Below are 19,340 nucleotides of genomic sequence, written 5' to 3'. Positions count from 1 at the left end.
CGCCCATTATGTTATTCAATATTTTGTTCAGGATTATTATATTGCCATCTTAATACGGCAATCTGGAGTACGGCAGGAATCGTTACTCTCGTTGCTGGATTAGATACTTCGATAACAGTCCAAATTCCATCGGCAATCCAAAGAATTGGAATGGCTTTTTTGACAACTTTTCCAATTGTAGCATTGATAACCGGAGGCAAGCCTTTACCAAAAAGAAACTTCCAGAGTGTATTAATTATTCTTCTTAATATAATATAGGAACGAAATCCACCTTTCTTAAAAGCAACTAATATAGCTGTAGAGGTTGCTTTTTGAGTTAAATCACTTGTATTTATGCCTATTTCTTTAGCAATAGCATTTATTTCTTCAGAATTCATTTTTTCTAAAGCATCTATCACTACTTTAGATAATAACTCACTTTCTATTTTTTCGGTTGATGAATATGGATTGAAATTTACTTTAAATTTTTTACAAACATCAATCAAAATTTCTTTGTATAGAACACCGTGTCCTCTTCTAAAAAGTACTGTAGTTAGCGTATTTGCACCAAATCTTTGAATCTCTTCAGCAATAACTTGCCAATATTTTTGATGATCCGGGTAGTACTGTTTATATAAATTATGATCTGTTAAAGATTCTGTGTACCTCAATTTATTATCTTTGGGATCATGGGTTAAACAATAAACCAAATCGCCTAAATCTTCTGAATTACATTTCTCTAAAAATTCAAGATCAGGATCGTGCCGATAAGCCATAGTATTCTCCTTAAGGTTATCTACTGTATGAAAATATTCAATAAAAGGCTATAAATGGGTTTTATATGCAATTTTAAACAGTTATAGATATTCATTCAAGAGTAGAAATACTAAAAAATAGCTAAAGATGAGTATTTTTAGAAGATTTAGATAGATGGCACAATTAGCACCAGAAATAGTGGATAAATTAGTTGGTAAAAGAATTCAAATGAAGAGAAAAGAATATGGTTATACCACTGAAACTTTATCAGAGCTATTAAATATCTCTCAACAGCAATTGTCTCGTTATGAACGTGGACAAAATAAAATTAACTCAGCTCACTTGGTAAGTATTGCAACATATTTAAAAACACCTATTGGGTGGTTTTTTATGGATTGTGTTAGCCCTGAAGGATTTGAAGTTAAGGAAATAGATCAGTATTGGTATAATTTATCAGACAAACAAAAACAAGCATTTGTTGCTTTTTTGACATCAATTCAGCAATGAATCTCACTTTTATATTCTCTGACTCAAGTAGAATCACAAGCGGTAAGATCCTCATAAAATCTTACCGTTTTATTTTGAGTTTTCTTTCTTCTCGCCCTACTCAAAATAAACCTTTCAGACTATTATGATCGTCGTCATACTAAAAATTGCTATTTTTCTCTATCATCAACCTGTCTGATTGATAAAACAAGGATAGTCCAATGAATCATGCTTTTAATATTTTGGCAAAGCCTACTGGCTCTATTTGTAATTTAGATTGCAAATATTGTTTCTATTTGGAAAAGCCTCATTCTGAACAAATCAGAATGAGTGATGAAGTATTAGAAAAGTATATTCAAAGCTATATTCAATCAGCACCACAAAGAGAAATTACATTTCTATGGCAAGGGGGCGAACCAACCCTTGCTGGTCTTGATTTCTATCAGAAAGCGGTCGAATTGCAACAAAAATATGCAAATGGCAAACGCATTTATAATTCCCTTCAAACAAATGGTGTACTACTCAATCATAATTGGTGCAAATTTCTAAAAGAAAATAATTTTTTAGTTGGGCTATCTATTGATGGTCCAGAAGATTTACACGACGCTTATCGTGTTACTAAATCACAAAAAGGAACTTTCCACCAAGTAATGAATGCATTAGAAAATTTGCTCACTTTTGGTGTAGAGTTTAATACTTTAACGGTAGTACACAAAAAGAATGTCCATGCAGGCAAACGTATTTACCATTTTTTAAAAGAAATAGGTTCAACTCATCTACAATTTATTCCGCTGATGGGAGATTATAATCAACAGGCAGAAGCAAAAGATTATGGACAAATGCTGATTGATATTTTCGATGAGTGGTACAAAACCGATATTGGGCGAATCAACGTGCAGTTTATAGAACAATGGTTTATGGCTTTTCTTGGATTTCAACCTAGTTTATGCATCTTCCGTAAAACCTGTGGTGATCAACTCGTTATTGAGCAAAATGGTGATATTTACAGTTGCGACCATTATGTTTATCCAACTTACAATATCGGTAATTTAGTTGAAACCCCATTAGTTGATATCACCAACTCTAATTTCCAAGCAAAATTTGGCTTAGCAAAAGCTAATATTTCCCAACGTTGCCAACAATGCAAATTTCGCTTTGCTTGTAATGGTGGATGTCCTAAACATCGCACTGTTCAAGGTTTTGGTAAACCACACAACCAATTATGCGAAGCCTACTACTCCGCTCTTTCCCACATGGAACCTTATCTCAAACAGCTTGCTGTTCAATTTAGGCAGCAACGCCTTATGTAAGGCTAAAATCTATAACATTTATAGATAGAAAAAAGCGGTAAAATTTTACTAAAATCTTACCGCTTGAATCGTACTTGAATATTAAATTAGTAGTAGGAATGCTCACCTGCTTGATGTTCGGTTACGTCTTTAACACCGACTAATTCTTCTGGGAACATCGCTAATAGCTGTTTTTCAATCCCTTCTTTCAACGTAACATCAACCATTGAACAACCATTGCATCCACCACCAAATTGTAAAATAGCTAATTTATCTTCTGTTACATCAATTAAGGTTACTCGTCCACCGTGATTAGCTAATTGTGGATTGACTTGGGTTTGGATTACATAATCCAAACGTTCAATAAAAGGCGCATCATCAGCTACTTTTTTCATTTTAGCATTAGGTGCTTTCATCGTAAGTTGAGCTCCCATTGCATCAGTAACATAATCAATTTCAGCATCCTCTAAAAAAGGTAAACTAATTTCATCAATAAATGCCGAGAATTGAGAAAGTTTTAACTCTGTATCACTTTCTTCAACAGCATTAGGGGGACAATAAGACACTCCACATTCTGCACCTGCAGTACCCGGATTCACAACAAAAATTCGAATATTGGTTCCTTCTTCCTGTTGATCGAGTAGTTTACGAAAGTGACTTTGAGCTGCCTCTGAAATAGAAATATTCATAAAAAATCCACCTATACTTGATTAAATTACTTGGTATTGTACAGCGATCCTATTTTTTTGACTAGTATCAAATATTATACAATTTTTGCTATTGGTTAAACTTATTAAATATACCATCTGCTTTTGGAGACACTCTAATACAGTAAGGAATATTGATTCAGTTCAAATTTTACTATGTAAATGTTAAAAAAGTGTAGTAAAACTGGAATTCATCCCTTGTTTTCAGGTAGAATGGTGTGTTCATTTTATATTTCGATTTTGAGATAAAATCCGATTTGAGAACTTAATGTAGTCATTAAAAAATATGAAGGGAACTAACGTCTATTTTTTTATTTTGACTATGACTCAATAAAAGCGATTGCAGACTATCTGCAATTATAATTTTTAACCCAACAATAAAGTAGTGCAAACAATATGATTACAATTAAACAAGGCTTAGATGTCCCTATTGCGGGAAAACCTGAGCAAGTAATCCGTGACGGCAATACCGTTAGTGAAGTTGCTGTGCTTGGTGAAGAATATGTGGGTATGCGTCCTTCAATGAAAATTCGTGAAGGTGATGTAGTAAAAAAAGGCCAGGTACTTTTTGAAGATAAAAAGAACCCGGGCGTTGTCTTTACTGCACCTGCAAGTGGCACTATCACTGCGATTAATCGTGGTGAAAAACGTGTTCTTCAGTCTGTCGTAATTAAAGTTGAAGGTGATGAGCAAGTTACTTTTAGTCGTTATGATTCGACTATACTTGCTACTCTAACTAGCGAGCAAGTTAAGCAAAACTTAGTAGATTCTGGCTTATGGACTGTATTTCGTACTCGCCCATTCAGTAAAATACCTAGATTAGATGCAGATCCTTCCTCAATTTTTGTAAATGCAATGGATACAAATCCATTATCTGCAGATCCAGAAGTTGTACTAAACGATCATAGACAAGATTTTGCCAATGGATTAACTGTTCTAAGTCGCTTATTCAATGACAAAAAAACTATTCATTTATGTCAAGCTCCTAATGGGTCAACACCAAATGTAGAGCTAAAAAATATAAAAGTAGCGGTATTTGAAGGTCCTCATCCAGCAGGACTAAGTGGTACACATATCCATTTTATTGATCCAGTAAGTATCAATAAGCAAGTATGGTATTTAAACTATCAGGATGTAATTGCAATTGGTAAATTATTCACAACAGGTGAATTGTTCACTAATAGGGTTATTTCACTAGCTGGTCCTCAAGTCAAAAAACCTCGCTTAATACGCACAGTCATTGGGGCTAATTTATCTCAATTAACAACGAATGAGTTAAAAGAAGGTGAAAACCGAGTAATTTCAGGTTCTGTATTAAGTGGAGCAAAAGCATCTGGACCTCATGATTATTTAGGCCGCTATGCTTTACAAGTTTCTGTGATTGCAGAAGGTAAAGAAAAAGAGTTCTTAGGTTGGATTATGCCTGGTACTGATAAATTCTCAATTTCTCGTACTGTACTTGGTCACTTTGGGAAAAAATTATTTAACTTTACCTCAGCAGTGAACGGAGGTCATCGTGCAATGGTTCCAATTGGTGCTTATGAAAGAGTAATGCCTCTAGACATTATTCCAACATTATTATTACGTGATTTAGCATCTGGAGATACTGATTCTGCTCAAGCACTAGGTTGTCTAGAATTAGATGAAGAAGATTTAGCACTATGTACTTTTGTTTGCCCAGGCAAAAATGAGTATGGTCCTCTATTGCGTCAAGCTTTAGAGAAGATCGAGAAGGAAGGTTAAAAATGGGTTTAAAGAATCTTATAGAGAAAATCGAACCAGCGTTTTTACCCGGTGGAAAATACGAAAAGTGGTATGCTTTATTTGAAGCCACTGCTACATTTTTATACACACCTGGATCAGTAACGCAAAAAGCCTCTCATATTCGTGATGCGTTGGACTCTAAACGTATGATGGTATTGGTATGGTTGGCATTATTTCCTGCGATGTTCTACGGGATGTATAACGTTGGAGGACAATCATTTCAAGCATTAGGTCAATTTGCCTCAGCTGACGTATTTGCTCAAAATGTGGCGGGTAATATCTCTCATAATTGGCATTATGCATTAGCTAATGTATTTGGAATCCTATCTCAAGATGCTGGAGTGGGTTCTAAAATACTTTTAGGTGCAATATTCTTCTTACCAATTTACCTAATAGTATTTATCGTAGGTGGTTTCTGGGAAGTTTTATTTGCGATGGTTCGTAAACACGAAGTAAATGAAGGTTTCTTCGTAACATCTATCTTACTTGCATTAATAGTTCCGCCAACTTTACCATTATGGCAAGCAGCCTTAGCAACTACATTTGGTGTAGTTGTTGCAAAAGAAGTATTTGGTGGTGTAGGTAAAAACTTTATGAACCCCGCTTTAGCAGGACGTGCATTCTTATTCTTTGCTTATCCAGCCCAAATTTCAGGAGACTTAGTCTGGACTGCTGCTGATGGATTCTCTGGTGCAACAGCACTATCACAATGGGCATCAGGTGGACAAGAAGCGCTTAAACATGTGGTAAGTGGCCAAAGTATTTCTTGGATGGATGCATTCCTTGGAAATATTCCAGGTTCAATTGGAGAAGTTTCAACTCTAGCACTCATCATTGGTGCAGCAATTATTGTATTTGCACGTATTGCTTCATGGAGAATTATTGCAGGTGTGATGATTGGTATGATTATCACATCAACATTATTCAATATGATTGGTTCTACAACTAACCCAATGTTCTCCATGCCTTGGTATTGGCATTTAGTGCTAGGTGGTTTTGCTCTTGGTATGTTCTTTATGGCAACAGATCCAGTATCAGCAGCATTTACTAACAAAGGTAAATGGGCATATGGTGCTTTAATTGGGGTAATGTGTGTCATTATTCGTGTAGCAAACCCAGCTTATCCAGAAGGCATGATGTTGGCAATTTTATTCGCTAACTTATTTGCTCCAATTTTTGACTACCTAGTGGCTCAAGGTAATATCAAACGTAGGAAGGCACGCAATGGCTAAATTTAATAAAGATAGCATTGGCGGAACACTTACCGTCGTTGTTTTGTTAAGTTTAATTTGTTCTCTTATCGTAGCGGGTGCATCAGTATCACTTAAACCAGCTCAAGAAGAACAGAAACAACTTGATAAACAAAAAAATATTTTAAGTGTTGCAGGCTTATTACAGCCAAGTACAACAACAAGTGAAATTAAAGATATTTTTGGTAGTAGCATTGAACCTAAAATTGTTGATTTAGCAACAGGTGAATATGTTGATGGAATCACAAACTTTGATGCTCAAGCAGCAGCAAAAGATCCTGAGCAAAGTATCCAAATTTCACCCGAAGATGATAAAGCTGGTTTACGTACTCGTGCAAAATATGCTGAAGTTTATCTAGTCAAGAATGCACAAGGAGAAGTGAATCAAATTGTTTTACCTATCTACGGTACTGGATTATGGTCTGTCATGTATGGATTCGTTTCTGTTGCACCTGATGGTAATACAATCAAAGGTATTACTTATTATGATGAAGGAGAAACTCCAGGATTAGGTGGAGAGATTGAGAACCCACGTTGGCAAGCTAATTTCGTAGGTAAAAAATTACGTAACGAAAAAGGTGAATCAGCGATTACTGTTGCTAAAGGTGCTTCAGCTGATAAAGAACATGGTATAGATGCATTATCTGGTGCAACTTTAACATCAAAAGGTGTTGATGGAACCTTTAAATATTGGTTCAGTAACAATGGGTTTGGTCCATATTTAGAAAAATTAAAGATGGGGGCTAACTAATGGCTGGTTCAAATTTGAAAAAGTTATTGTTTTCTCCAGTAGTTGATAATAACCCAATTGCATTACAAATCCTTGGGATCTGTTCTGCTTTAGCGGTAACAACGAAGTTGGAAACAGCTATAGTAATGGCAATAGCGGTAAGTTTAGTTACAGCATTTTCAAGTTTCTTTATTTCTTGTCTTCGTAACTATATTCCAAATAGTATCCGTATCATTGTACAAATGGCAATTATTGCATCACTTGTAATATTGGTTGACCAAATATTACGAGCTTATGCTTATGGATTATCTAAACAACTTTCTGTATTCGTTGGTTTGATCATTACGAACTGTATCGTAATGGGGCGTGCAGAAGCCTTCGCAATGAAATCTAAACCATTGGATAGCTTTGTTGATGGTATTGGTAATGGTTTAGGTTATGGTGCAATGCTACTTGTAGTTGGTTTCTTCCGTGAATTAATCGGATCAGGCAAACTTTTTGGCGTTACTATTTTCCAAACTATTCAAGATGGTGGTTGGTATCAGGCTAATGGTTTATTCCTATTAGCACCAAGTGCATTCTTTATTATTGGTTTCGTTATCTGGGGTATCAGAACTTGGAAACCAGCACAGGTGGAGAAATAGTCAATGGAACATTATATTAGTCTCTTCGTAAAATCTGTATTTATTGAAAATATGGCACTTTCTTTCTTCTTAGGGATGTGTACATTCCTTGCTGTTTCGAAGAAAGTTTCAACTGCGTTTGGTTTAGGTATTGCAGTTATCGTCGTACTTGGCATTTCAGTACCCGTAAACCAATTAGTATATACTCATGTTTTAAAAGATGGTGTATTAATTGAAGGTGTTGATCTTAGCTTCTTGAACTTTATTACTTTTATCGGTGTGATTGCTGCATTGGTACAAATATTAGAGATGATTTTAGATAAGTTCTTCCCTGCGCTTTATAGTGCATTAGGGATCTTCCTTCCGCTAATTACTGTAAACTGTGCGATCTTTGGTGGTGTTTCATTCATGGTACAACGTGAATATAACTTCACTGAATCTGTTGTTTATGGTATCGGGGCAGGAACAGGATGGATGTTAGCTATCGTAGCATTAGCTGGTTTAACAGAAAAAATGAAATATTCTGATATTCCTGCTGGCTTACGTGGTTTAGGCATTACCTTTATTACTGCGGGATTAATGGCACTTGGCTTTATGTCATTCTCAGGCATTCAGTTATAAGGAGCATATCGAATGGATAATTTTATTTTCGGTATTGTGGTATTTACAGCCATTGTATTAGTACTTGCGGTATTGATTTTATTCGCTAAATCTAAACTCGTGGATTCTGGTGATATCACAATTTCAATCAACGATGATCCTGAAAAAGCGATCACACTTCCAGCTGGGGGGAAATTACTTGGTGCTTTAGCAAGCCAAGGAATTTTCGTTTCATCTGCTTGTGGGGGCGGTGGTTCATGTGGTCAGTGTGTAGTTAAAGTGAAAAGTGGTGGCGGTGAAATTTTACCAACCGAGCTATCACATATCACTAAACGCGAAGCAAAAGAAGGCTATCGCTTAGCTTGTCAAGTTAACGTAAAAGGTAACATGGATGTTGAATTACCTGAAGAAATCTTTGGTGTAAAAAAATGGGAATGTACTGTTATCTCTAATGATAACAAAGCGACCTTTATTAAAGAACTTAAGTTAAAAATTCCTGAAGGCGAAGAAGTTCCATTCCGTGCTGGTGGTTATATTCAGATTGAAGCTGATCCTCATACAGTTAGCTATAAAGACTTTGATATTCCAGCTAAATATCATGAAGATTGGGATAAATTTGATTTATGGCGTTACGTTTCTAAAGTTGATGAGCACATCACTCGTGCATATTCAATGGCATCATATCCTGAAGAAAAAGGGATTATTATGCTTAACGTACGTATTGCAACACCGCCACCAAGAAACCCAGATGTACCTCCAGGTCAAATGTCATCTTATATTTGGTCATTAAAACCAGGTGATAAGGTAACAATTTCAGGTCCATTTGGTGAATTCTTCGCAAAAGATACCGATGCAGAAATGGTATTTATCGGTGGTGGTGCAGGTATGGCTCCTATGCGTTCACATATCTTTGATCAATTAAAACGCTTAAAATCTAAACGTAAAATATCATTCTGGTATGGCGCACGTTCAGTACGTGAAATGTTCTATGTAGAAGATTTTAATAAACTTGCTGAAGAAAATGATAACTTCGAATGGCATGTTGCACTTTCAGATCCTCAACCTGATGATAATTGGGATGGATATACAGGCTTCATTCATAACGTTCTTTATGAAAACTATTTGAAAAATCATGAAGCACCAGAAGATTGTGAATATTACATGTGTGGTCCACCAATTATGAATGCATCTGTAACTAAAATGCTAAAAGATCTTGGTGTTGAAGATGAAAACATTTTATTTGATGACTTTGGTGGTTAATTTACCTCAACCTTAGTAGAAAATAAACGGTTAGATTTGTAATATTATTTATAAATTTAACCGTTTGGTATTACAAGTTGCAAATGAAAAGAAATATTACTTCTTTTCATTTGCAATTTTAATCTTTTATAATTAGGAGTACCTGTGAATCTTAAATCACGTTATATGGGGATTATCGCACTGGTGATAACTTTATTTATTAGTGCATGTGAAAAAGCCCCTGAACAAATCACCTTAGAAGGAAAAACAATGGGAACGACCTACCATATCAAATATATTGATGATGGTAAGATAAAGGATTTACCCTCCCCTGAAAAAATTCAAGAAGAGCTTAATACATTATTAGTTGATGTAAATGATCAAATGTCAACTTACCAAAAAGATTCTGTGATATCTCAATTTAATTCTAGTAAAGATATTAATAAACCATTTCCTATTTCTAAAGATTTTGCCAAAGTAATTGAGGAAGGGATTAAATTAAATAAAGTGACTGAAGGTGCATTAGATATCACTATCGGACGACTTGTTAACTTATGGGGATTCGGCCCTGATAAACGATTAAATAAAGAACCTACTGCAGAACAAATTGCTGAATATGCAAAATCAGTAGGAATTGATAATATTGAAATAAGTAAAGATACTAATAATCAAGCATTTCTAATCAAAAAAGAACCTTACGTATATATTGATCTATCATCGATTGCTAAAGGCTTTGGTGTAGATAAATTAAGTGAATATTTTGAACAATTAAATGTTGCGAATTACTTGGTCGAAATTGGTGGAGAAATTCGTGGTAAAGGCAAAAATTTAAGTGGCGAATATTGGAGAATTTCAATAGAAAAACCAGAATTTGCTCAGGGTACTACTAGCCAAATTATTGTACCACTTCATAATTTAGGTATGGCAACTTCGGGAAACTATCGTAATTATTTTGAAGATGAAAATGGAAACAGATTATCTCATATCATTGATCCGAAAATACTAAGACCAATCTCACATAATTTAGCCTCTGTAACGGTCTTTGCTGACAATACTATGAAGGCAGATGGGTTAGCTACAGGACTATTTGTGTTAGGTCCTCAAAAGGCGTTAGAAATTGCAGAAAAAGAAAAACTAGCGATCTTTTTAATTATTAAAACAGAACAAGGCTATAAAACAGAAATGTCTAGCAAGTTCAAAAAATTAATCGAACAAAAATAGATATTAGGAGTAATAACATGGAAACTATATTAATTACCTTTGGTTTTTTCATGATCATCATTTTTGCAATGGCTATCGGATTTATATTTAAAGGCAAAACGATAACAGGGAGTTGTGGTGGCATTACTGCTTTAGGAATGGAAAAGGTATGTAATTGTGAGACACCTTGTAGCGATTTACAGGCAAAAATAGACGATGGTACAGCAGATCCTAAAGAAGTTGCTCGTTTTGCAAATAAAAATCAACCTAACTTCTACGAGGTTAAGTAATTTTTTTGTGATTAACTTTTTAATGAGAAGCTCATGAATTCAAAAACTTATGAACAATATTTCCCTAAATTAACACCTACACAACTGGCAGAAAATGCAACAAAAAAAGTAATTTGTGGTATGTCTGGTGGTGTAGATTCTTCTGTATCAGCATTTATTCTTCAACAACAAGGCTATCAAGTTGAAGGTTTGTTTATGAAAAACTGGGAAGAAGATGATGATACAGATTACTGTACAGCAGCCGCTGATTTAGCCGATGCTCAAGCGGTATGTGATAAATTAGGCATTAAATTACATAGAATTAATTTTGCTGCTGAATATTGGGATAATGTTTTCGAACATTTCCTTGAAGAATATAAGGCGGGAAGAACACCAAATCCTGATATTTTGTGTAATAAAGAAATAAAGTTTAAAGCTTTTCTTGAGTATGCAGCAGAAGATCTGGGAGCTGATTTTATTGCAACAGGCCACTATGTAAGACGACCGCCACTGGATCAAGAACCAAAGTTATTGCGTGGGTTGGATAGTAATAAAGACCAAAGCTATTTTCTTTATACCTTAAGCCAAGCACAGATTGCTCAAAGCCTATTTCCAGTAGGTGAATTAGAAAAACCAATTGTTCGTGCAATAGCAGAAGATTTAGGCTTAGCAACAGCTAAGAAAAAAGACTCCACCGGTATTTGCTTTATTGGTGAACGTAAATTCAAAGATTTTCTTGCTCGTTATCTACCTGCGCAAGCGGGCGATATTAAGACAATAGATGGACAAGTTATTGGACGTCATGATGGATTAATGTACCACACACTAGGACAACGTAAAGGTCTGGGTATTGGTGGCATTAAAGGTGCGGGTGAAAATGCGTGGTATGTAGTTGAAAAAGATTTGATCAATAACGTACTTATCGTTGCTCAAGGGCATGATAACTCTGCCTTACTATCGAAAGGGCTAATTGCAAGTCAGCTAGATTGGGTTGATCGCCAACCTATTCGAGAAAATCTTCGTTGTACCGTAAAAACACGTTATCGCCAAGTGGATATTCCTTGTGAAATACATCCTATTGATGATAAAACAATTGAAGTTATTTTTGATGAACCTCAAATAGCGGTCACTCCGGGTCAATCTGCGGTATTCTACCAAGGTGAAGTATGCTTAGGTGGAGGCGTTATTGAAACACAATTGAAATAGTCTTGGTAATTTTATATTTTTTAAATGAAAAATAGCTAAGGATCTTTTCCTTAGCTATTTTTGTATAATTGATCAAAAATTTATTTATGCGGATTGCGAGTATTTGTATCTACTAAGTTACGCATCAATAGCGCATAGTCTAAAGTAATATCTTCTGGCACATCTAAAAAGACAAAATGTCCATCACCTAAACCTGCCTCTACAGATTCATTTTTACGATTTAACATCTTCTCAATTTTGAATACGATATTCCCTTTTGGTGTCATCATTTCAACTTCATCACCAACTAAGAATTTATTCTTAACCGCAACTTCCGCCATGCCTTGCTCATTACGTTTACCTGTAAATTCTCCAACAAATTGCTGACGCTCTGAGATTGAATAACCGTAATCGTAATTTTGGTATTCGTCGTGTGTATGGCGACGTAAGAAACCTTCGGTGTAGCCACGATGAGCTAATGATTCTAAGGTATCCATTAGTGATTCATCAAAAGGCTTACCTTCTGCGGCATCATCAATTGCTTTTCGATAAACTTGAGCAGTTCTTGCACAGTAATAGAACGATTTAGTTCGCCCTTCGATTTTTAAAGAGTGTACGCCAATTTGAGTCAATTTTTCGACATGTTGTACTGCACGAAGATCCTTAGAGTTCATGATATAGGTACCATGTTCATCTTCGTAAGCAGTCATTTGCTCATCAGGTTTTTGAGTTTCTGCCAATAAAAATACTTTATCAGTGGTATGACCTTCACCTAGAGTTGGAGCCACATTCTTAATTTCAATTTGTTGCTCAGGATCGACTTTAGCAGAAACAATATTCCCAACTTCGTCAATTTTTCCTTCTTCTACTTTGTATTCCCACCGACAAGCATTGGTACAAGTGCCTTGGTTTGGATCACGTTTATTGATGTAGCCAGAAAGCAAACAACGCCCAGAGTACGCCATGCATAATGCACCATGTACAAAAATCTCAATTTCCATATCAGGAACTTGTTTACGAATTTCAGTAATTTCATCAATAGAAAGTTCTCTCGATAAAATTACTCGAGTTAAGCCCATTTGTTTCCAAAATTTGACTGTTGCCCAGTTTACCGCATTGGCTTGCACAGAAAGGTGAATTGCCATATCTGGAAAATGTTCACGAACTAACATGATTAATCCCGGATCTGACATAATTAACGCATCCGGTTGCATTGCAACAACGGGTTCTAAGTCTTTAATAAAGGTTTTTAATTTTGAATTATGTGGGGCAATGTTTACTACCACATAGAATTTTTTGCCTAAGCTATGAGCTTCATCAATTCCAACTTTTAAATTAGCGTGATTAAATTCATTATTACGGACACGCAAACTATAACGAGGCTGTCCAGCGTACACCGCATCTGCTCCATATGCGAAGGCATAACGCATATTCTTCAATGAACCTGCTGGTGACAACAGTTCTGGTTTATTATTCAACATTTTAATTCTCTTCTGATAACAAGTCAGGACTTTCCACAGGGGAAAGTATGATAAAAAGGCATCATTCTAACTGAACATGCCCTTTTATTTCATTATATTTTTACAAAAAATTGTGATTAACTCACCGCTTGCCTATTGTTAATTATAAGCTTTATTAATTAAGAATTGAGTTAATAATGGTACAGGACGCCCTGTTGCTCCTTTTGCTGCACCAGATTTCCATGCTGTGCCTGCAATATCTAAATGCGCCCAAGTGTAGTTTTTAGTGAAATTGGATAAGAACATACCAGCTGTAATCGCACCACCCATTCGACCACCTACGTTCGCAAGATCGGCAAAATTAGATTTAAGTTGTTCTTGGTAGTCTTCATCCATTGGTAAACGCCATGTTTTATCATCAGCTTGTTTTGCTGCTGATAAAAGATCGGCAGCAAGTTCTTCATTTTGTGAGAATAATCCACTATTCACATCGCCTAATGCCACCACACAAGCTCCCGTTAAAGTCGCAATATCGATCACTAATTCAGGATCAAAACGCTCAACATAAGTTAAAGCATCACATAGTACTAAACGCCCTTCTGCATCAGTATTTAACACTTCAACAGTTAAACCAGACATAGTGGTTAAAATATCTCCCGGACGATAAGCATCGCCATCAGGCATATTTTCACAACCCGCCAATACACCAACAACATTAATTGGTAATTGTAATTCTGCAATCGCTTTCATTGTTCCATAAACAGAGGCAGCACCACCCATATCATATTTCATCTCGTCCATTGATGCTGATGGTTTAATAGAGATACCGCCAGAGTCAAAGGTTAATCCTTTACCCACTAATACAATTGGTTTTGCATCTGGATTAGGATTATTTTTATATTCGATAACTGACATAAAAGCTTCATTGGCTGAACCACGAGAAACAGCTAAATAAGAATTCATGCCTAATCCTGCCATTTCTTTTTCATCAATAACGGTTGTTTGAACCTTAGCATAATCTTTAGCTAAACTTTTAGCTAAGTCTGCTAGATATTTTGGATTACAAACATTCGGTGGGCAATTAGCTACATTTTTAGCTGCTAAGACCCCATTTGCAATAGCTTGTGCTTCTTTAACTGCTTTTTCTGCTTCTGATAAATCAGCACTTTCTTCGAGGTTAAATACAATATTTGTTAATTTAGCTGGATCTGATTTTTTACTTTTAAATTCATCGTACGAGTAAGCATTATCTTGTATAGTTTCAATAGCAAAACGGACATTCCAATAACGTGAACGATTACTTACTTCTAATTGTGCTAAACTAAGCGTTGCGTTTTCTACGCCAATATCATTAAGTACTTGAGCTATTTTTTGAATAACTTGTTTATATTGACGTTGTGTTAATTCGTCTTTTTTACCTACACCAACTAATAGCACTCGATCAGCAACAACATTGGGTACATTATGTAGCACTAAACTTTGTCCTACTTTACCTGTTAAATCGCCTTTTTTGAGTAGTGAACTAAGATAACCCTCGCTCACTTTATCTAACTTTTCTGCGGTTGGGCTTAAGGTTGCCGATTCATGAATACCTACAACTAAACAAGCAGTTTCTAGCTTTTCAGTTGATAAATTATTAACACTAAATTCCATAAATACTCCCGTGATTTTTTCCGTGTAAAAAGGTATGATTACACATTTACAATAAATAAGTGGTAACTTTTTGCAAAATTTTACTCTAATCTAACCGCTTACCTTGCAAATAGAATAACGTGATGCATAAAGCTACTCACTAAATAAAAAATTGCAAGTATTAATTTGACTAAAATGAGAACTATATTGTGATTTTAAGCCGATATTTGACCAAAGAGATTTTTAAGAGCCAAGTTACCATTTTATTTATATTATTGGTAATTTTCTTCTTCCAACAATTAGTTCGAGTACTAACCTCTGCTGTAAGTGGTAAAGTGCCGACAGACTTAGTACTTAGCTTACTCGGGTTAGGCATGCCGACCATGGCACAGCTTATGCTCCCCTTATCTCTATTCATTGCGTTATTATTGACACTTGGACGATTCTATGCAGAAAGTGAGGTAACTGTAATGCGTGCTTGTGGAATAGGGCAAAGTTTACTTTTAAAAGCAGCATTATTTCTTTCAGTATTTACCACCGCTGTTGCTGTTTATAACGTATTTTGGCTTACGCCTTGGGCAATTAATAAACAGAGTGAAATGTTAGCAGAAGCACAAGCCAATCCAAGATTTGCAGCTCTTTCAGCTGGACAATTTATGTCAGCGGGGGGCTATGTACTATTTATTGATAATATTGAAAATAACCAAATTAATGACATCTATGTTTTTCAACCAACTCAACAGCGTAAAAATAGACCTTCTGTAGTTGTTGCAGAATCAGCTACTTTAACAGGATTACCTAATGGTGATCAGTTATTAAACTTAAGTAATAGTACACGTTATGAAGGTACACCTCAAACTGCTGATTTTCGCATATCCAATTTTGATACCTACACTGCCTATTTAGGCTATCAAACAGTCGAAAGTGATGAAAAATTGGTACAACGAGCGAATTTTACAACTTTAATCAATGATAAGTCAGATGAAGCAAAAGCAGAATTACAATGGCGAATTTCATTGATTTTAGCAGTACCACTTATGGCATTATTAGCTGTGCCAATGAGTAATGTAAATCCAAGACAAGGGCGCTTTGCCAAATTGCTTCCTGCTCTCTTGCTTTATTTGATCTATTTCTTACTACAAAGTTCACTTAAATCAGCGGGGGGATCCGGTAAAATAAACCCAAGTATACTGATGCCTATTGTATCTATCGGCTTTTTATTATTAGGTGTATTTCTCAATAGTTTAGATAGCAAATGGTTTTCTGCATTACGTTATCGCTTTAGATCAAAAAAGGTAGCAAAATAATATGAATGTATTAGAACGTTATATCGGAAAAACAATTCTATCAGCCATTCTACTCACCTTATTTTTGTTGGTTGGATTGGGTGCTATTATCAAATTTGTAGAAGAGTTTCGTGCGGTAGGTAAAGGAACTTACGATGGTTTTCTTGCTGCTTACTATACTGTGTTAACTATTCCTCGTGATGTAGAAACATTCTTCCCAATTGCTGCTCTATTAGGTTCTCTAATGGGATTAGGCTCATTAGCTAGTCGTAGTGAATTAATTGTTATGCAATCCTCGGGGTTTTCTCGTTTTAAAATTGGACTTGCGGTAATGAAAACAGCAATTCCTTTGGTTATTTTTACCATGGCTATCGGCGAATGGGGTGTGCCACAAACAGAGCAATTTGCTCGTAATATGCGTTCTGTAGCACAAAGTGGTGGTTCAATGCTTGCCACTCAACAGGGTTTTTGGGCAAAAGATGGTAACGATTTTATTTATATTCAGAAGATTACCGATGAAAACCATCTAAATAATATATTGATTTATCAATTTGATCACAGAGAACTTAAATCAATTTTAAAAGCAGGTAGTGCAGAATATTTGGATAATAAGGGATGGCAATTAAAAAATATTGAGAAATCGATGATCTCTCCTAATAACGTGACATTATCAAAAGAAAATATATTAGATTGGAAAACAAGTATTACACCAAATAAATTAGGAATTGTTTCACTTAAACCTGAATCTCTTTCTATTTCAGGATTAGTTGATTATATCAGTTTTTTAAAAGAAACGGGGCAAGATGCGAAACGCTATGAAATCACCCTTTGGCGTAAAATCTTCCAGCCAATCTCTATGGCAATGATGATGTTATTAGCGATTTCATTTATTTTTGGTCCACTTCGTAGTAGTACGATGGGAGCGAAAATTGTAATTGGGATTTTAGCTGGTTTTGTCTTCTATGTATCAGATATCGTATTTGGCAATTTAAGTCTTGTAATTAATTGGCTACCAATACAGATTGCAACATTATTGCCAAGTATCCTCTGTTTAATCATCGTTTGGTGGCTACTCAACAAGAAAAGAGATTAGGAATAATCGATGACTCAACCTCGTTTTGTCCACTTAAAAGTTCATAGTGATTTCTCAATGATTAATGGTTTGGCTAAAGTCAAACCATTGGTTAAAGCCTGTGTTGCCAATAATATGGTCGCAATGGCAATCACTGATTTTACTAATTTTTGTGGTCTAGTTAAATTCTATGGTGAATCACTCAATTCAGGCGTTAAACCAATTGTGGGCGTTGATATTCTTGTTCGTCCAGAACCTGAAAGTGATGACTTTTATGAACTTACTCTATTAGCGAAAAATAACACGGGTTATCATAATATCACTCTTTTGATTTCTAAAGCCTATCAACAGGGTTATCATGAATTTCCTGTCGTAGAAAAAGAGTGGTTAGCGGAATTAAATGATGGCATCATTATCTTTTCGGGTGGCAGAAATGGCGATGTGGGCAAATCCTTACTTAAACAAAATCAGCAAGAAGCAGAGCAAAATTTACAGTTTTACCAAACTTATTTCCCTAATCATTATTATCTTTCCATCTGTCGCACAGGACGTGTAGATGAAGAACGTTATATTCAACAAGCGGTCAGTTTAGCAAAACAATTTGCAATTCCGTTGGTTGCTGTGAACGATGTCGTCTTTTTAAAAAAAGATGATTTTGACGCCCACGAAATTCGAGTTGCTATCCACGATAGCTATACCTTAGACGATCCTAAACGCCCTAAAAAATATTCAGCACAGCAATATTTTCGTTCCGAAGATGAAATGTGTCAGCTTTTTGCTGATTTACCTCAAGCAATTGAGAATACGGTACAAATTGCTCAACGTTGTAATGTTACAATTCAATTAGGTAAATATTTCCTACCAAATTTCCCAACTGGCGACCTTTCCGTTGAAGACTTTTTAGTTAAAAAAGCCCAAGATGGCTTAGAAGAACGTCTAGCATTTCTTTTTCCTGATCCAGAAGAACGTAAGATCAAGCGGTCAGATTATGATGAAAGATTGCAAATTGAGTTAGATGTAATCAACCAAATGGGTTTCCCCGGTTACTTCTTGATCGTGATGGAATTTATTCAATGGTCAAAAGATAACGATATTCCTGTAGGCCCAGGACGAGGTTCGGGAGCGGGTTCTTTAGTCGCTTATGCTTTAAAAATTACCGATTTAGACCCTTTAGCATTGGATCTACTTTTTGAGCGTTTCCTTAATCCAGAACGTGTTTCTATGCCCGATTTTGATGTCGATTTCTGTATGGATGGTCGAGATCGAGTGATTGAACACGTGTCAGAAACTTATGGTCGCCAAGCGGTTTCACAAATTATTACCTTTGGAACAATGGCAGCAAAAGCGGTTATTCGAGATGTAGGACGCGTGCTTGGACATCCTTACAACTTTGTGGATCGCATTTCTAAGTTAATTCCACCTGATCCGGGTATGACACTAGAAAAAGCCTTTAATGTCGAGCCAAAATTACAAGAAATATATGATGCCGATGAAGAAGTCCGTGCGCTGATTGATATGGCAAGAAAGCTTGAGGGTGTCACACGTAATGCGGGTAAACACGCTGGAGGCGTGGTTATTGCACCAACGGCTATCACTGATTTTTCACCTATCTATTGCGATTCAGAAGGGCTACATCCGGTTACTCATTTTGATAAAAATGATGTGGAATATGCGGGTTTAGTTAAGTTCGACTTCTTAGGTTTACGTACCTTAACCATTATCAAATGGGCGTTGGAAATGATTAACCAACGCCTAACCAAAGAAGGCAAAGATCCAGTTAGAATCGAGAGCATTCCACTGGATGATAAAAAAG

General features: G+C 35.7%; 18 protein-coding genes. 14 read left to right on the top strand and 4 right to left on the bottom strand.

The window, feature by feature from the left end; genetic code table 11:
- Nucleotides 1-11 precede the first annotated feature (11 nt).
- The gene (locus Q1J40_RS06555; protein ID WP_301099252.1) at nt 12-755 is read right to left on the bottom strand and encodes a YaaW family protein; all 744 of its coding nucleotides are present in this window, start codon (nt 753-755) and stop codon (nt 12-14) included.
- Between the two features lie 154 nt (nt 756-909).
- Between Q1J40_RS06555 and Q1J40_RS06550 the strand changes: the two genes are divergently transcribed.
- Both Q1J40_RS06550 and Q1J40_RS06545 read left to right on the top strand, forming a co-directional pair.
- Nucleotides 910-1,242 (top strand): helix-turn-helix domain-containing protein, encoded by a 333-nt coding sequence (locus Q1J40_RS06550; protein ID WP_301099251.1) that lies wholly within the window; start codon nt 910-912, stop codon nt 1,240-1,242.
- A gap of 200 nt (nt 1,243-1,442) precedes the next feature.
- Nucleotides 1,443-2,531, top strand: coding sequence for an anaerobic sulfatase maturase (locus Q1J40_RS06545; RefSeq protein ID WP_301099250.1), 1,089 nt, complete (start codon nt 1,443-1,445; stop codon nt 2,529-2,531).
- Nucleotides 2,532-2,617: 86 nt separating this feature from the next.
- On the opposite strand, the gene nfuA is transcribed toward Q1J40_RS06545, so the two are convergent.
- Nucleotides 2,618-3,199 carry a Fe-S biogenesis protein NfuA gene (gene nfuA, locus Q1J40_RS06540; protein ID WP_301099249.1) on the bottom strand — a complete coding sequence of 194 codons (582 nt, stop codon included), beginning with the start codon at nt 3,197-3,199 and terminating at the stop codon, nt 2,618-2,620.
- 414 nt (nt 3,200-3,613) lie between these two features.
- Between nfuA and Q1J40_RS06535 the strand changes: the two genes are divergently transcribed.
- From Q1J40_RS06535 to mnmA, 9 genes are all read left to right on the top strand, one after another.
- Nucleotides 3,614-4,960, top strand: a complete 1,347-nt coding sequence (locus Q1J40_RS06535; protein WP_301099248.1) for a Na(+)-translocating NADH-quinone reductase subunit A — start codon at nt 3,614-3,616, stop codon at nt 4,958-4,960.
- 2 nt (nt 4,961-4,962) lie between these two features.
- Nucleotides 4,963-6,213 (top strand): NADH:ubiquinone reductase (Na(+)-transporting) subunit B, encoded by a 1,251-nt coding sequence (locus tag Q1J40_RS06530; RefSeq protein WP_301099247.1) that lies wholly within the window; start codon nt 4,963-4,965, stop codon nt 6,211-6,213.
- On the top strand, nt 6,206-6,982 hold the full coding sequence (locus Q1J40_RS06525) for a Na(+)-translocating NADH-quinone reductase subunit C (protein ID WP_301099246.1): 777 nt from the start codon (nt 6,206-6,208) through the stop codon (nt 6,980-6,982). The genes Q1J40_RS06530 and Q1J40_RS06525 overlap by 8 nt, the downstream gene beginning before the upstream one ends.
- A complete protein-coding gene (locus Q1J40_RS06520; RefSeq protein WP_301099245.1) occupies nt 6,982-7,605 on the top strand; it encodes an NADH:ubiquinone reductase (Na(+)-transporting) subunit D in 624 nt (207 codons plus the stop codon). The genes Q1J40_RS06525 and Q1J40_RS06520 overlap by 1 nt, the downstream gene beginning before the upstream one ends.
- Nucleotides 7,606-7,608: 3 nt before the next feature.
- Complete coding sequence (gene nqrE / locus Q1J40_RS06515; protein WP_301099244.1) at nt 7,609-8,205, top strand: NADH:ubiquinone reductase (Na(+)-transporting) subunit E; 597 nt, start codon at nt 7,609-7,611, stop codon at nt 8,203-8,205.
- A 12-nt stretch (nt 8,206-8,217) separates the two neighbouring features.
- A complete protein-coding gene (gene nqrF, locus Q1J40_RS06510; protein ID WP_301099243.1) occupies nt 8,218-9,444 on the top strand; it encodes an NADH:ubiquinone reductase (Na(+)-transporting) subunit F in 1,227 nt (408 codons plus the stop codon).
- Nucleotides 9,445-9,609: 165 nt separating this feature from the next.
- Complete coding sequence (locus Q1J40_RS06505) at nt 9,610-10,644, top strand: FAD:protein FMN transferase (RefSeq protein ID WP_301099262.1); 1,035 nt, start codon at nt 9,610-9,612, stop codon at nt 10,642-10,644.
- Nucleotides 10,645-10,661: 17 nt separating this feature from the next.
- Nucleotides 10,662-10,913 (top strand): (Na+)-NQR maturation NqrM, encoded by a 252-nt coding sequence (nqrM, locus tag Q1J40_RS06500; protein WP_301099242.1) that lies wholly within the window; start codon nt 10,662-10,664, stop codon nt 10,911-10,913.
- Nucleotides 10,914-10,946: 33 nt separating this feature from the next.
- Nucleotides 10,947-12,098, top strand: a complete 1,152-nt coding sequence (gene mnmA / locus Q1J40_RS06495) for a tRNA 2-thiouridine(34) synthase MnmA (RefSeq protein ID WP_301099241.1) — start codon at nt 10,947-10,949, stop codon at nt 12,096-12,098.
- A gap of 80 nt (nt 12,099-12,178) precedes the next feature.
- Here mnmA and trhP read toward each other — a convergent pair whose 3' ends face one another.
- On the bottom strand, nt 12,179-13,558 hold the full coding sequence (gene trhP, locus Q1J40_RS06490; RefSeq protein WP_301099240.1) for a prephenate-dependent tRNA uridine(34) hydroxylase TrhP: 1,380 nt from the start codon (nt 13,556-13,558) through the stop codon (nt 12,179-12,181).
- 138 nt (nt 13,559-13,696) lie between these two features.
- Nucleotides 13,697-15,190, bottom strand: a complete 1,494-nt coding sequence (locus tag Q1J40_RS06485; protein ID WP_301099239.1) for a leucyl aminopeptidase — start codon at nt 15,188-15,190, stop codon at nt 13,697-13,699.
- A gap of 188 nt (nt 15,191-15,378) precedes the next feature.
- Here Q1J40_RS06485 and lptF point away from each other — a divergent pair, with 188 nt between their 5' ends.
- From lptF to dnaE, 3 genes are all read left to right on the top strand, one after another.
- Nucleotides 15,379-16,476 (top strand): LPS export ABC transporter permease LptF, encoded by a 1,098-nt coding sequence (lptF, locus tag Q1J40_RS06480; protein ID WP_301099238.1) that lies wholly within the window; start codon nt 15,379-15,381, stop codon nt 16,474-16,476.
- A gap of 1 nt (nt 16,477) precedes the next feature.
- Entirely contained in the window at nt 16,478-17,548 is a 1,071-nt protein-coding gene (lptG, locus tag Q1J40_RS06475; RefSeq protein WP_301099237.1) for an LPS export ABC transporter permease LptG, read from the top strand.
- A gap of 9 nt (nt 17,549-17,557) precedes the next feature.
- A partial coding sequence (gene dnaE / locus Q1J40_RS06470) for a DNA polymerase III subunit alpha (protein WP_301099236.1) occupies nt 17,558-19,340 on the top strand: 1,783 nt, incomplete at its 3' end.

Origin of the sequence: Otariodibacter sp. (genome assembly GCF_029256985.1) — a bacterium.
Classification (GTDB): Bacteria; Pseudomonadota; Gammaproteobacteria; order Enterobacterales; family Pasteurellaceae; genus Otariodibacter.
This window is presented reverse-complemented; position numbering and strand designations above follow the sequence as displayed.

Excerpts from the sequence above, each read along its gene's own strand:
- nqrM (WP_301099242.1), top strand. The coding sequence starts at position 10,662 with ATGGAAACTATATTAATTACCTTTGGTTTTTTCATGATCATCATTTTT.
- Q1J40_RS06530 (WP_301099247.1), top strand. The coding sequence starts at position 4,963 with ATGGGTTTAAAGAATCTTATAGAGAAAATCGAACCAGCGTTTTTACCC.
- trhP (WP_301099240.1), bottom strand. The coding sequence starts at position 13,558 with ATGTTGAATAATAAACCAGAACTGTTGTCACCAGCAGGTTCATTGAAG.
- nfuA (WP_301099249.1), bottom strand. The coding sequence starts at position 3,199 with ATGAATATTTCTATTTCAGAGGCAGCTCAAAGTCACTTTCGTAAACTA.
- lptG (WP_301099237.1), top strand. The coding sequence starts at position 16,478 with ATGAATGTATTAGAACGTTATATCGGAAAAACAATTCTATCAGCCATT.
- Q1J40_RS06545 (WP_301099250.1), top strand. The coding sequence starts at position 1,443 with ATGAATCATGCTTTTAATATTTTGGCAAAGCCTACTGGCTCTATTTGT.
- Q1J40_RS06555 (WP_301099252.1), bottom strand. The coding sequence starts at position 755 with ATGGCTTATCGGCACGATCCTGATCTTGAATTTTTAGAGAAATGTAAT.
- Q1J40_RS06550 (WP_301099251.1), top strand. The coding sequence starts at position 910 with ATGGCACAATTAGCACCAGAAATAGTGGATAAATTAGTTGGTAAAAGA.
- Q1J40_RS06485 (WP_301099239.1), bottom strand. The coding sequence starts at position 15,190 with ATGGAATTTAGTGTTAATAATTTATCAACTGAAAAGCTAGAAACTGCT.
- nqrE (WP_301099244.1), top strand. The coding sequence starts at position 7,609 with ATGGAACATTATATTAGTCTCTTCGTAAAATCTGTATTTATTGAAAAT.
- mnmA (WP_301099241.1), top strand. The coding sequence starts at position 10,947 with ATGAATTCAAAAACTTATGAACAATATTTCCCTAAATTAACACCTACA.
- Q1J40_RS06525 (WP_301099246.1), top strand. The coding sequence starts at position 6,206 with ATGGCTAAATTTAATAAAGATAGCATTGGCGGAACACTTACCGTCGTT.
- Q1J40_RS06535 (WP_301099248.1), top strand. The coding sequence starts at position 3,614 with ATGATTACAATTAAACAAGGCTTAGATGTCCCTATTGCGGGAAAACCT.
- Q1J40_RS06520 (WP_301099245.1), top strand. The coding sequence starts at position 6,982 with ATGGCTGGTTCAAATTTGAAAAAGTTATTGTTTTCTCCAGTAGTTGAT.
- Q1J40_RS06505 (WP_301099262.1), top strand. The coding sequence starts at position 9,610 with ATGGGGATTATCGCACTGGTGATAACTTTATTTATTAGTGCATGTGAA.
- nqrF (WP_301099243.1), top strand. The coding sequence starts at position 8,218 with ATGGATAATTTTATTTTCGGTATTGTGGTATTTACAGCCATTGTATTA.